This is a genomic window from Thermogymnomonas acidicola (genome assembly GCF_014646795.1).
GTDB lineage: Archaea > Thermoplasmatota > Thermoplasmata > Thermoplasmatales > Thermoplasmataceae > Thermogymnomonas > Thermogymnomonas acidicola.
The window spans coordinates 168445-182796 of the sequence record NZ_BMNY01000002.1; the positions used below are offsets into that span (position 1 = coordinate 168445).

Annotated in this window: 11 protein-coding genes; 3 read left to right on the forward strand and 8 right to left on the reverse strand. The window is 46.2% G+C overall.

The genetic code is table 11. The features are described from left to right. Positions 1-4: 4 nt before the first annotated feature. Positions 5-1018, reverse strand: coding sequence for a glycosyltransferase family A protein (locus IEW66_RS06765; protein WP_188681475.1), 1014 nt, complete (start codon positions 1016-1018; stop codon positions 5-7). A gap of 218 nt (positions 1019-1236) precedes the next feature. Beyond that, a complete protein-coding gene (locus IEW66_RS06770; protein WP_188681476.1) occupies positions 1237-2385 on the reverse strand; it encodes a glycosyltransferase family 4 protein in 1149 nt (382 codons plus the stop codon). A gap of 577 nt (positions 2386-2962) precedes the next feature. Between IEW66_RS06770 and IEW66_RS06775 the strand changes: the two genes are divergently transcribed. The 3 genes from IEW66_RS06775 (at position 2963) to IEW66_RS06785 (ending at position 6095) form a co-directional block, all read left to right on the forward strand. After that, a complete protein-coding gene (locus IEW66_RS06775) occupies positions 2963-3823 on the forward strand; it encodes an O-methyltransferase (protein WP_188681477.1) in 861 nt (286 codons plus the stop codon). A 9-nt stretch (positions 3824-3832) separates the two neighbouring features. Next, entirely contained in the window at positions 3833-4612 is a 780-nt protein-coding gene (locus tag IEW66_RS06780; RefSeq protein WP_188681478.1) for a hypothetical protein, read from the forward strand. A gap of 367 nt (positions 4613-4979) precedes the next feature. After that, positions 4980-6095, forward strand: a complete 1116-nt coding sequence (locus IEW66_RS06785; RefSeq protein WP_188681479.1) for a hypothetical protein — start codon at positions 4980-4982, stop codon at positions 6093-6095. 579 nt (positions 6096-6674) lie between these two features. Here the strand turns inward: IEW66_RS06785 and IEW66_RS06790 are convergent. The 6 genes from IEW66_RS06790 to IEW66_RS06815 all read right to left on the reverse strand — a co-directional run bounded on the left by IEW66_RS06790 (position 6675) and on the right by IEW66_RS06815 (position 14232). Continuing rightward, positions 6675-7688 carry a glycosyltransferase family A protein gene (locus tag IEW66_RS06790; RefSeq protein ID WP_188681480.1) on the reverse strand — a complete coding sequence of 338 codons (1014 nt, stop codon included), beginning with the start codon at positions 7686-7688 and terminating at the stop codon, positions 6675-6677. Positions 7689-7691: 3 nt separating this feature from the next. Beyond that, positions 7692-8699, reverse strand: coding sequence for a glycosyltransferase family 2 protein (locus IEW66_RS06795; RefSeq protein ID WP_188681481.1), 1008 nt, complete (start codon positions 8697-8699; stop codon positions 7692-7694). A gap of 427 nt (positions 8700-9126) precedes the next feature. After that, positions 9127-9639, reverse strand: a complete 513-nt coding sequence (locus IEW66_RS06800; RefSeq protein ID WP_229657547.1) for a class I SAM-dependent methyltransferase — start codon at positions 9637-9639, stop codon at positions 9127-9129. Between the two features lie 576 nt (positions 9640-10215). Further along, a complete protein-coding gene (locus IEW66_RS06805; protein WP_188681482.1) occupies positions 10216-11232 on the reverse strand; it encodes an NAD-dependent epimerase/dehydratase family protein in 1017 nt (338 codons plus the stop codon). 246 nt (positions 11233-11478) lie between these two features. Beyond that, on the reverse strand, positions 11479-13311 hold the full coding sequence (locus IEW66_RS06810) for a peptide-N4-asparagine amidase (RefSeq protein ID WP_188681483.1): 1833 nt from the start codon (positions 13309-13311) through the stop codon (positions 11479-11481). Between the two features lie 339 nt (positions 13312-13650). Next, positions 13651-14232 (reverse strand): ribbon-helix-helix domain-containing protein, encoded by a 582-nt coding sequence (locus IEW66_RS06815; protein ID WP_188681484.1) that lies wholly within the window; start codon positions 14230-14232, stop codon positions 13651-13653. Between the last annotated feature and the right edge of the window lie 120 nt (positions 14233-14352).

A 14352-nucleotide genomic window follows, 5' to 3' on the forward strand; every position in this document is an offset into this window, starting at 1 on the left:
AGAACTATTCATTTCCCTGTGACGCGGACACTGAAATGGTCTGGATTCTTTCCTTTACGTACCTATCGTGAAGTAACTTCAAATCGTCCTGACTGGATACCTGGTCTATATTTCCCATGATTAACCCTATGGTATCGAACCAGATCTTCGCTTCAGCGACTCCCAGCCTAGATGTCAACCTCATCAGTTTCTTGATCCTCTCAATGCGTTTATAGTCGAGTTCAAAGCCCATTGCCTTGAGCACCAGGGGACTGAACAAGACGTCAATCAATCTGATCCTCATGCTAATTGGGTCATTGCTCCTTGAAAGCGAGTTCTGATCGCCTGTGATCCTAGCGTCAATATTGGATATTATTGTAGTTAGACCCTTCCTGAACGCATGAATGGCAGCATATGATTCATAGCACGATCCCAGTGGTTTTTCGAACTCTGGCAGGATTAGGTCCGAGACAGCCTCACGCCTCCATGCCATGTTCATCCCAACAGGAGCCATTGACCTTGGATTGCTAGAACAGCGAGAGGGGAATCCGCAGAGGTACCCAGCAGAGTTGAAGAACACCGAATATGTTCGCATACCTGGATCTATTGGTTGGTTGTCCAGAAGATAAGTAAGTCTTAGAAACTGTGGGAACTTTCCTGCCAGACTCCCTGTAACGGGGAGTTGACCATTTATGAGACCGCCTACCAAACCGATCTCACTTGATCTCTCAAATACCTCCACATAGCGTTCAATATGTTCAGGTGATACTGATACATCGTCGTCCAGGTTGATGTTTATCGCCTCACTCACCTTAAAGGCCAGATTCATCGCATTGAGGATTCCTTTGCCCTCCTGCTCAAGCACATTTAGCTTTAACTCGTATACATCCCTTAGGTACCGGTATGCTATTCCCTCCCCCCGTGGTACTATGAGATTTACTTCAAAGTCACCGAACGTCTGCCCCTGCAGTTCTCCAAGGAGATGTTCCAGTAAATGGATTCTGGCAGGGATAGTCGGAATTGTTATGCTGACACCCACACCTTGGCATAAGAGAGCAGGCTAATAACCATTGTGAAAAAGTCTTTAATGAATTCTTCCAGTTTAAGCTCCGACAAAGGTTGCATCCGAATAATTGTTCAGAGTTATCAGATACAGTCTGTGTTGCCTAACATCCACTGGTTCCATCTTTTACGATATTCCCTATTGTGAATAAGTTATATGTTGCTGTACTCAAATCAAAGATTACTTTCTGAAGATTAAGCATCACCCATGTTTATGATCCGTTTCCACCTTTCCATTACCTTCTCCGAGTAGTTCTTCTCTATGTAATCAATGGTTCTCTCCTTCATTTTTTCAACCCTGTCTTCTCCATTCACTAGTTCCAAGAGGGTATCTGAAAAGTCACCTATTTCTGAGATAAAGACGGGAAGGCCTTCCTTTTCTAGTCCGAAGACACCGGCAGGTGTCGATAAAACAGGAACACCAAGAGAGAGAGCGTGCAGAACCTTAGTTTTTATTCCTTTCCTGTACTTCTCGAGTATAGGGGCAAGAACCAAATAGCTATGCCTTATGAGTGTGTTTAGCTGCGGTTCTGTCAAGAATCCCATGTAAACACACAGATCGTCATCCTCATACGCATCGGTTCCCTTGCCAGCAAATACAAATTTACATGTATCGTTAAGGTTTCTGAACTTCGGAACAATGTCACGTGTAATGTAATTCAAAGAATCCACATTTTGGTCATAATCCATATTACCAAAAAAGAGCAATATTTTCATGGATGTGAACTTCTTCCGTAGAAGGTTCTCAAACTCCCTGTCATCGATCATGTTTGAGTTGAATACAGGTGGAATGACAATGATCTTGTTAATCGGAACATTGAACAAGTGCGAGAACTCTCCTGCTTCCTCTTTGTTAGCAATAACCGTAAAGTCTGCATTCCTGGATCTCTTCAAGAAGTGAAATATAACCCTCGACTTTATATTCTTCTTGCAACGTGCAATATTTAGCAAGGGGTCGTCAACAAAGTTTATCCACTCATTACCTAGTAGCCTGGCGAAATACCCCAGAAGCGTCAAGCTCCATCCTCCAGTTATGACAATACGTTTCCTTCTGTGATTTCTAAGCAGCACTGCTAATATCCATATATGAAACAGTAAGAAAGATAACATATGTGAAATCTCATAAACCCTATCACACAATTCGCAATACTTAACACTGTCAGTTAGCTCGATAGGAGTATCCTTGGTTGATCCTAGTCCCTGAAGTACCCCTATATTCCTGAACAAATTATGAAGGTACAGGATATTCATGGAAAAATGTCTTGATCCTCCTCCATCCACAGGCCAGATCCTGTAATAGTTAACAAAAAAAATCCCTTTGCTCATCTTCCCAACACCCTCCACATTTCAGCATTACAAGAATGTTCATTTCTGGGCTCGTCTTAATTCTTTCGTATATCATCCTGAGGCTATCCTGGCCCATTTTTCAGCACGAGCAATCACATACTACGATAGAACCTGCCATTCAGGCTACCACTGTACGCACCTCATTTACCCGTAAATGACAAACTGCTCCTTTGGATCCGAGTGTGGGCTTCATGGTGCCGAGACGTTATCTTGTTGACTTTCGGGTGACTTATGTTTACAAAATTGTCCTACGAGTGCCATAGATCATCAGGTGGAACCAATCGGAACTCTAATCCTGTAAATCTCTACCGGCGAGGATTATGTATAACCTCGTTCCAACGTCAAAAGTTAAACTCGTAAGGGCGCACATAGAGAGGCTGAATTGCTAATCGCTATAACACGAGACACCCTAGTACACGTAGTACATTTGAAGTTCTGTACCTCAGGCTCTGTAGTTTCCACTATATTATATAACTGTACCATTACACTAAATCTAGTTCGCTAAATGTGGGCTACGTTGGGGCGTAACTAAATTTCATTACTGTTTAATATCGAGACGTGTTTTGGCCACTTAGTGCTGGCGAAGGTTCAGGTGCTGAGAAAGGCGTTGGCCCTGCTGCCCCTTATCAGGAGGAATATAGAGGAACCTGAGACAAGGAAAGTCCTAGCATACATGTCTACACCAACATCAGCTACGATTAAGATAGGGTTCAGGAACGGGCCGAAGGTAAGTGTCACTCGGACTACCCTAATCACTGTCCTTCACCTTTTCGACCTGAATAAGAAATTAAGGGTCATAGGGGAAAAAGAGATAATCGAGCTCTCTGAGTTCTGTCTGGGGCTGGATCTAAAGCTGCGTTCCGCCCTGGGCCTTGAATATACGAACTTTTCTGCTGGAGGGAGATTCGGCGTCAAAGAAGCCTTTCTTTACATGCTTGTCAGAAAATACAGGCCCAACAGACTAATCGAAACAGGTGTGGCTCAGGGGGTAAGTAGCTCGGTCATACTCAAAGCAATAACTGTAAACGGGGAAGGTCACCTCACGTCCATTGACCTGCCAACTTACAGCCGAGCAGGCAGGATGAATGCTGATGGCGTGCTTGACAGGGCACATGTAGACCCGTCTCTTGGGCCTGGTTGGGTGGTCCCCAAAGATCTCAGAACTAACTGGAGCCTGATCCTGGGTGACAGCAAAGAGAAGCTCAAAGAACTGGGCGGCGACATAGACTTCTTCTTCCATGACAGCGAGCACTCTTACAGTCACATGATGCTCGAGTACGAGTGGGCCCTAGGCCACATGAGGAGTGGCGTGATATGCAGCGATGACATATCCTGGAACAGGGCCTTCATGGACTTCAGAAAAAACCATGGCCTCAAAGAGATAGAGTGGGCGAAAGACCTCGACTTTGGAGCGGTGAGTGTGGAGAACTATTAGGTGCTCTCGATGAATACAATATCCGTGGTCATTAGGTCCATCGAATTTCACAGTGACCTCAATTTGAGACTGATCACGCTAATTGGCAGGAGTGACCGAATAATAAATGTAGTCCGGGGTTGCAAATATGAAGTCCAAGATCCAAGACTGACGATTCTTGTGGAACCCACGGATCGCTTTGAGGCGTTCTTCTCCGCACTTAAGGTAGTTGACACCGAATATGTCCTGCTGATCGACGAAGACCAAATCCCTTCAGAAAAGCTGTTTGATGAACTTAGGAACATAAAGGCCGATTTCGCTATAGTGCCGGAGAGGAGCATCAACCGGAACATTTGCGGCCGAATGATGGACATTAAGAGGAAGAGGGTTGAGGAACTCGCGAAAATGTCTCTGGATCCCCTCCAGAGGGCAGTGCCGAGGTTTTACAGGACAGATATCCTAAAGGCTGCTCTGAATGGAGTTGATAGCAGGTTCGCGCCACACGAGGACTCTTTTATATTCAGCAGGGTGCTGGAAACCACGAAAAGTTACACAGTTCTGAAGTCTGTTTTGTACAACTATGACGTCAGCTTGAGGACATACATGTTAAAGTCCTACAAATACGGAGCAGCTCTGGGGAGGAATGAAAACCCAACCCTTGGGAAGTTCGCTCTTAAGATGGATCTCAGCATAATGATCGGTAGGCAGATGATCTCGCTTACCCCAATAGACCTGGTAAGGGCCTTTCCTTACGCTCTTGGCTATCTTGTCGGTAAGTTCAGAAGAAGAGGCATTTCCCGACACTCTTGATTGCCACACAGGGGAGAGTGCCCACTATCTGTATATAAAAACGACTAGCATTCATAACATCGATCTTGTGACTGACATAATGTCATTCATTACCATTTTTATTACTGGCTGGGAATCTCGTGCTTTATATTGGAAACTCCTGGCAAGCCTAGCTTGGTATGGTTTTTCTTCAGCTCCTAAAACATAGCCGTTAATTTCTCATACGGATTTATAATGCAGATAATTGGGCCTTCGCCTCTCTTTGCGATTGCTCATAAATTCAGAGTACATAAAAGATAAAGAATCATAAAGCATTAAGTGCCTTAGCGAAACAATATAACCCTTAGCTGAAAGAAAAATTTTTGAGGCGACAAACAAATTGGAAAGGGTGAAGGTCTCACTGATATTGCCATCCCAAAAATCACGCTTCTCCAATCTTTATGAGGTCTACACAGACCTGTCAAGCGGACTCACCAGGATAGGGGTAGAAAGCCAGATAGTGTGGGTCAGAACCGATGATAAGCTGAGAATCCCCTTCGGTGAACTGATCAGGACTGACGGCAAGGAAAGGTATCCGTTCGGTAGTGCGATAGAGGTCGACGGATCACAGCTGCGTACGACACTCGATGAACTCCAAAGGGAAGGCTCATTCATAGTTGGCGTCGATGACTACTGGTTCATGAACTGGCTTGGTGACCAGCACATAAGGAATCTGGCAATTTGGGCACACTACTTCTACGGCCATACGTTCCTGTTCAAGCGCTACCGGAATGCAGCGGGTGGCCTTGTACGGATGGCTACCGGGTACCTGCCCAATGAACTGGCCATCAGAACGGCAAGGTTTTACACAAGACCGATGTTTCTGCACCCAGTCTTCGCCCAGTCCCTCTGGACTTCGATGCTCCTAGAAAGGTTTTTAACGGTTAGTGTGAAGGGTGTACTGTATATCCCTGTCGAAGCGAAGCTGTACGAGAATGCCCTTAGAAAGGAAAAGAGTGGGATCCTGGCCTTTATTGGGGGCCCTAAGGACACTGATCTGTCGGCGCTGGACAGTACACTCAAAATCATGGCCCAAAGAAACGAACTTATCGATTTCTTCGGCGATGAGAAATTTGGACTCAAGTTTGGAGAGATTTATGGATGGAAAATGAATTTCATAGGGAAGGTGGAGAGGACAGAGCTGATAAGAAACTATGCCGAGCACGAGGTTGTGATCTCGCCGATCTTCAACGGCACTTTCGAAATGGTGCCTATTCAGAGTCTGCTTTCTGGAACGCCTGTCATCAGCTTCACCCAGCCGTTTATGGAGGTTGTGGGCCCAAGCGAAATGGTGGCCAACATAAACAATCCCGGTGAGATGAGGAGAAAATCTTCCATCTGGAAATGTTTAGACCAGGATACTGTAAAACGAGTCAAAGAAAGAATACTGGAAAAGATGGAATCTTCCAAGGTAGCGAGGGACCTTGTCACCATGTTGCAGGACCTGTTCATGAGAGAGTTTTAAAGCGATTGACGGAATTATCTGTCTAGTTCCTACTCAGCCTGTTATACTAGTCGCAGTCACTTATAACTGCATCTTCTAATATATTATTATCTAACGAAGAAAATAATCTTATAATATACGCTTTTTTAGTCAAGCACACAGAACTTTCGTCCCTAGAGCTTGGCATCATGAATGACCTATGCGCTGTTGATTGTTAGCGCGCTTATCTACATGCAAAATAAATAAGAGGATTCGCAACCTTAACGATAAGTTAAGAGAGCACGATAAAGAAAACAAAACATACCTAGGGATGACAGGACTCAATGAAAGACGATCTCTTCGTGCTGTGTCGTCAACAAAAGAATTATATAAATATGTGTTCAGCAGGGTGCGGGCTTCAGAAGAGAAACGCCTAGGATAGATGGGATTAGAGGACTAAACTTTAATTCGTACAATATTTTAATAAAGGTAATGTACCTAATGAATGATTGTACATATGGAGTTCTAATTTGTGCCTATTATCTTAGGACACTGGAACTCCCATTTATCTCAGTCAATGATTGGATGAGCCCATTTAAGATTTTGTATACTGTTTTTTAACTAATATCTCTTTGCTCTGTACTGAGCGAGCAGATAGCTAATAGTAACGAATAGACGCGTTGAGATCATTATCAAAAAAAAGAAGACATAACTTAGGAATCTCGGGGGGTGGTTGCCGGAATAACGGATCCACTTGAAATGCCTGTACATATTTATAATAAAAGATTCACTGAACCACGGTGTGAAAATGCACTCGTATGCCATTCTAAGAGTAAGGTAATAAGAAAGACGTAGCCTCTGAACCTCGATGAGTTGTTCACTATTGAACAATCGGAGAAAGGCTTCATGTGCGCCCACGTCACTTGCTAACTTCTCACGCAAGTGTCTAAGATAATCCCCAAAGGAGTGTCCGATGTAACCTGTTACACTGGATGCGTGTCTCCTGTAGTACGTGAGCTTTTCCGGGAGACCTAAAACGTAATTCCCGCTGTCCAGCGCGCAGTACAGAAAAAAAGTGTCATCCGCGGCTTCAATGGATTTTAGACCTTGTAGATAGTTTGATGCTATGTCTTTTTTAATGGACACTGAGCTTAGGTTCATGTCTAAATCATTTCTAGTGGCTACTGCCACTGACCCGGTTAATATCGATATACCTCTGTCTGAATTTCTACTAGAATTCCTTACAATGTTTCTGGCAGATTTCTCGGGACCACGTTCAAACACATTTACGAAGTCATTATGAATAAATCCAACCTCTGGATGTTCTTGAAATGCTTTCAATATCGTTTCGACTTTGCGCTCTGAAAAAAAGTCATCGTCGTCAAGGAATATTACGATATCGGTGTTTACTTGATTTATACCAGTGAATAGCAAATCACATTTGTTCCTAGCCTGCTCATCGATCACAACCTTAACATGATCCTTGTAGTCATTGAACTCTTCCTGAGAATAGTACTTTGAGACGACTAACAGTATGTCGAATTCCTTCGCTGTCTGCTTAAGAACGGAATCCAATGCCTCCTGAAGATATCCTCGCCTCTCAAACGCGGTAATGAGGACAGTGGCCCGATCCATGCACTAGACCCCCTGGCTTCTCTTTGTCAATATCTCGAAAGCATCACTGTCCTCACCAAATAGCTTCTCCTGAAAGTACAGCTTATTGGATAAATCCCTCAGCCACCTGAATTCTCCAGTCCCCATAGTGCTGGCACTATAACTACCGATCTGATAGTTCACAAAGCTAACCCTTCCAGGCGACTTTTGAACCCTGAAAGAAAGATCGATGTCCTCCATGCCGTTTTGATAGGTCTCGTCAAAAACACAGCCCTGGAAAATGGATGCGTAATAACCGCTGATTATGCCAAAGGAATAAGTAGCCTTTAGATGAAACATTTCCTTGTATAGCAGCCTTGAGGTTAACCCTCCGTACCAATCCCTCCACGTCAGAACCCTGAGTCCGAATTTTTTTTCGATCTTGTACTTCTGCCGGTATTTTGGAGACAGGCTCATTATTGCCTTTCTTATGAATGTACTTGTGCCTACGTACTCTGTGAGGGAATGGAGCTCTCCAGGATACTTTGTCATCACAAGATAAACTTCAGTGTTTTCAATACGGTGAAGCTCCTCCTCCAGTTCTTCGATGGGGCTGATCTTATACATGTCATCATTCGATACCACAATCCATTCTGGGTCATATTCCATGGCTCGAATTATTCCAACGTTACAATTGTGCGCAAAATTAAAATAAGGATCTGGGAACTCGCCGCTCTCAACAAATATCATGTGGAGCCCCTTAAATATTTCCTCCCTGCAATTCCTTGCATATCTTCCGTTGAAATCCGCTGTTGGTATCACGACTATAATATTCTTTCTACCTTCAACCTCGTAGAGGTTTGCGACACCTTTTGGTCTTTCCTTCATCCAACGAATCAACTCGTCTCGGTTATCGAACCCATCGTAAAATTCCAAGATCTTTTCGGGCTCATTACTCATAAAATAGCTGTTTCTGTAATCAACCAGACTGAAGAAAATGGGGGTCTCAGTATATCTAATCGGAGATCTCTTCCGACTACCTGCGACCAACATTCTATTTCCCTTATATCGAGAGATTATAATTTTTTTATGATGATGTGCATTACTCTACTGTTTTAGAAGTAATTCGCATAGATTTCGTATCCAAATCTCATGCGTTTAGGGGATGCTTCCTTTAGTGTATAGGTTTGCTGGATCTCGGCCATCATGGAATTTCCCTCGCGATAAAACATCATTTTCTTTCTAAGAGGCCTCCCAGATGTAGATCGTTTAAAATGGCTCTCTTATTATTTCCACGTTCGCTCATTGAAAGACATATACTTATAAATCCTACTCTGGGCTTTTTTTAGATTTGTGTATAATCGCTTTGCAATACGATATATTTTATCTCCTAGGCCCAATTGGATTCTCATTCTAACAGGCATTTTGGGAACCGACAATTCCCTCCTTCTACTTATTACTGAATACAAGGATATATTACTTAAATCGCGCACCTCGAAATTGATCGGTTTTTTGCCTTCATCATAACTCCCGGACTTTGGGGATCGTCCTGGGATAGGACTAATATGATAAAATCGGAAAATATAATTTTGAAATCTTCAAGAGTATATCTCCAAAAATCGTATGGAAAGCCATGATAAGGAAAACCGGGTGACCTGGTAGTTATTATCAATATTCCATCAGGTCTCAAGACCCTTTTCATTTCAGTAATGACTTTACGCCAATCATCTACATACTCTAGCATTTCTGTGGATAGGACTACGTCGAAGCTATTTTCACCAAATTTTTCCGAAAGATACCTTGCATCCCAAACTTCGTCCACCCCTTCTCCAGGCATATAATCAAAGCCTAGGTAACTCTTCGGCTTCATTCTTTCTATAATCTTTCTGGCGGTGCCATTTATGTTTCTAGAGCCAACTTCAAGGACAGATTTACCTCTAACATCAGTTTCATCAATATTTAGAACGATCCACTCTAAAACTGTAGTATGCATTATATCACTAGCATTCTCTCTGTTATAAATTTTATGTATATTTTACCACATCTACAATATATCGTTATCCGTTGATGAATTATCGCTGAATGAAAACTATAAGTGATATAACCGATCCAATTGGGAACACATAAAATGTAGCGTAGTGTGGAGTAATAATATCCGTTTCCTTTCCAAACTAAGGTGGCCAAGATAAGAAGAAACTATACGAATGTTAGCTATTCAGACAAACCTCTAAACGATTAGGTATTGTATTTCTATCGTAAAATGCAAGTAATATCCTAGAGTTCAAATCTTATTAAAGTATGTTTATCCGCTGAAACACGCTAACTGAATGGTGATTCGACCATCGTGAAGGTTGCCTCCCCTGTTAAAGATTTCACGCAGCTTGGAACATGAGCCAAACAAATGGAAAAAATATAAATGCGTTACTTTCCTGGCTTAGAGAAGCCAGACTCGGTGAGAATTGCACCCTATTCCAACTGGGAGTCTTAATCGCCCTGCAATGTTTACCTCTATTTAACAAAGAGCCTTGCTAAATCTCTTGCCTTCTGCGGCCATGCCTTCTCTCCCCATCTATATGACGATCCTGTGCCTGATGCCCATGAACCTGGAGAGGCTCTTCTCCTGGCTAATGAGCAATTTATAGTAATCGACGGTGTGCATCTGCGGGAGGTCTTCCAGGCCTGCCTTGCACCTCTCTAGTATCTCGCTGATCCCGTACTCGAGGTCGTACTTCGTACTGAATTTCAGCAGGTCCCTGGCCAGGTCGAATCGGACCCTGTAGGACCTGTTATCCGGATCGCCATAAAGTTCTATTCTGGTATCGCCGCCCAGTTTCCTCCTTATGGCTTCGGCCACATCCCTTATCTGCAGGTTCAGGCTCTCTTTGCCTATGTTGATGTGTTTCCCACCGATATCGTCCTCGCTCCCTATAGCGGTGATGATGGCCCTTGACACGTCCTTCACGTGAACGAAAGGCCTGTACTGCGTCCCATCCCTCATCATCCTTATCACACCGTTCTTATAGCCGTAAAAGGTCATAGCGTTTATCACCAGATCCAGGCGGAACCTCTCTGAGTACCCGAACACTGTGGCGAACCTCAGGGCAGTGCTCCTGAACCTGCTGTCGTTCAGGGCAAGGTTGTCCCTTTCCACAGCCACATTCGCCTCAGCATAGGTGGTCAGTGGGTTCACAGGTGTCTGTTCATCACAGAACCCTTCCCTGAAACCGTAGACGGAACAGGACGAAGCCACCACATATCTCCCTGCGCCGAGCTTCTTTGCCAGTCTCGCGATCCTAACCCTGCCGATGTAGTTTATGTCCCACGTCGACATGGTGTTAAGGTTGCCGGCAGGATCGTTTGACAGCGCTGCCAGGTCCACTACGGCGTCAAGGCCCCTCAGGAGGTCAGGGTCGCACGTTCTGATGTCATCCCTTATTATCTTAACCGAATCTCCGAAAGACTCCGAGGGATCCGAGTAGTCCAGGAAGCCCCTGTCCATCACCGTGACCTCATAGCCGTTCCTGACCAGGTCAGGTACCAAGACCCTACCTATGTAACCTGTTCCCCCCGTTACAAGTACCTTCATGGCCTATCCGCGTCCCATCGGTGGTGCATAGATAAAACTTCCCGCCTAAGCCCCTGTGTAGCACTAAGAAAGAATTTCCTCAAAACTGGTTGGTTCATACCCGCTTTGGCACATTATGGAGCTGTTTAGTGTTTCTCGTTCCGGAAACCTCGCATAGAGTCCCAATAGAAACGGTGCTGCCCTATTTAAAAAATGTAAATGTATAAGTAAAGATCATAGGAAGATGAGCAAATGTATAAGTAAAGATCATAGGAAGATGAGCCTCTCATACAGGATCGGCTGTATGTAGTCCGGGCCGTAAAGGTTGTTGCTTCCTGCCACTATCTCATGCTCGTATCCGGACACGATGCCGGACGACACTGACCTCACTGAAACCTTCAGGTCTTTCGATGTGAACCCGGATGCGTGTGATACCGCCCCAAGGAGGCCAGCGGTCGGGCTTATTAGTTCGAGCTGCGAGGTGACGAAGGAATCGTTGCTCGTCACTGTGTTGTTAATAGTGGTCACAATACCGTTCGAGACGCTGACCTGCTCCCATGACTGCAGCAGGTTAGTGAGACCAAAGGTCGCGAAACCGTACATCGGATATCCGCCGTTCGTCGTCTTTGTGATCTGTATCTCGAACAGCGTGTCCATCCTCAGGGGGAAGTTGTACTGAACGACCGAGATACTGCTTTGGTGTCCGACCGATACTGTGCTGACGAACTGCATCTCCTCGCTCTGCGTGAGGTTTTCCCAAATTGGTGTCAGGCTCTGGTTGTTTATGAACGAGCCAGATGCGCTGTCTGTCGCTATAGCGATCTTGCCGTCCATGCGGAAAACTGATGTGGAACTGTAAGAGTAGTCCATGGACTGGTTGAAGTACGCCTGCTGTGAAACGCCAGGAATGCCGACCTGCACCGTGGTCACAGGTGACATGCTGAAGTAGTACGGGCCAGGTGTCGCGGGAGACGCACTGGGGCTGGTGTAAAGGAGTAGCGAGGCAGTAACGACGAAGTACGGGTAGGCGAGGTCAGGCATGCTGAAGTTCCAGACATGAGTGCCCTCAATGAACCCCAGGTCTCCCGTGACGTCCTCGAAGTAGAACCTGTCATGGAGGGTGAAGGCTCCAGTCACAGGCCTCCATGCGAAGAGGTCTATACCACCCGTATTTATATATGGGAACGGCAGCACCGATGCCACGGCCCTGTTCGACACGTTCACCAGGAGCATGTTGAAGGAGGGCTCGTTGGAGTACCAGAACTCCTGGAAGGAGAAGCCGTAGAGCCATATCTGTATCTCTGCCCTGTACACATCGCTCGGCACCGTCACCTCCGAGGTGACGTAAGGTTTCGATGGTGTCAGGTGGTAGTCGAACGAAGACATGCTCGGGAGGATCGGTATGATCAAGTTCGGCTCACTTGTTGCCGGGAACTGCGCGTCTGCCGGGTAGAAGTAAAGTGTGATGTTGCTCTCGAACCTGCCCTGGACTATCGTGCCCGGAGAGTTCCACTGCCAGTATACCTTGCCTGTGAAGAGCGCCTCGTAGAGCGTCAGGTTCCTGTAGACCGTCCAGTTGCCGTACTCCGGCGATGTGCCCCAGAGGAGCGTGTTGTTGTCCACGTTGAAGGAATACCCGGAGTCGTATACAACGCCTGAGGCGCTCCCGTTGAACTTCAAAAGGATGAGGGCCCAGCCCGTGGGGCTCTGTGGGGCAACGAACGAGCCCGAGATTGCCTCCCTGCTCGTTGGTACCGAGGTGTTGTTCCTGTAAACTATGAAGTCATGCACAAGTTGCACCACGACAGGTTGCGTGTTTGGTATCACAGGAGGCAGTGAGGCCAGGACTGTGGACGAGTTGTATATCGGGTATCCGGACGGGTCACTCTCGCCCAGCGCTCCGGACGAAAGATCCAGGAGCCTAGATATGCTGGCAGGTGGCACTGGATGGCCACCTTGAGGTGCGGCCCCGGAGAACCCACTCAGGTTTCCTGAATGCGGAATCCCCTGCTGTGCCAGACCGAACCCCAGGACAACAAGCGCTACCACAACCGCCACTGCGAGTGTCAGGGTACGCACTATCTCCCCCCGCATGTCCATGGGTATGTGTACTAAAAAGTGTATGAAAGATTCTTACTGTGCCTGTCCATGAAGTCCCCGTGGCTCAGGACTGGTTCTACGAGCTCCCAGCCGGATTCACACGTTTAGTAGCCGAAACGAATATATGGGAAATGTGAACCCGGATCCTTCTTCTCGTACCATAGCATTCCGGGCAACTTCACCATTTCGGCTCTCCTTCCATATCACACCTTAAAAGTGTGGCCCTTCATTGAATATTGAACTCTGGCGTGACACTCGCTTCTGTGGGGATATGAGGTTCTGCCGGAACACACCTGCGGCTAACATCGTTCGGATGTGGAGACGGGCATGCGGCCCAATTCATGCCTCTTCACTCGGGGTTGATGTGACCTTCACGAACCCTTCAGAGAACTCACTCTCCACCACTTCGTACCCAAAGGCCTTCAGTAAACCCTTCAGGCCCTCTGCTGTCGACTTTGCGGATTCCCTGCTGTACCCGACACCGGACACTATGACAGTTATGCGGTCTCTGTCTTCGCTCACCTCGAAGAGGTCAAGGGGTATCAGGGCCCTGTTTGCGTTTATGAACTGCGCCAGGTGCCTTATGTCCGGGGCGTACTTCCTGAGTATGTTCCCAACAACCAGGCCACGCTCGTACCACTTTGCCAGCGCCTCCTCCTCGTTGGCCCTTGTCGAGGCCGTTATCAGGAAGTCGAGGAGCCTGCTCGGGACAGGCACTGCATCGATCTCCTTTATGATCGACATTATCTTGAACGCCCTGATGACGTCCTCGGTCCTGAGGCCCATCTGGAGAGACTCGATATAGAGGGAGGCAGATTCCGAGACTATCGAGCTCACCGTTTTTCCAGTCTGCTCGGCCAGCTCCTCCAGCATCCTTATCACATCGTCCTTCATCGAAACGTTGAGTCTCCCCATCGGCAACCGGTTGCGATATCTTCCCTGAGGATATATAATGATTTCTGAAGCACACTCAGGCGCAGTCCAGGGTACGCGTACTCATAGTTATGCATGACTGCGCACAGTTGTGACTGGAAAGGTTAA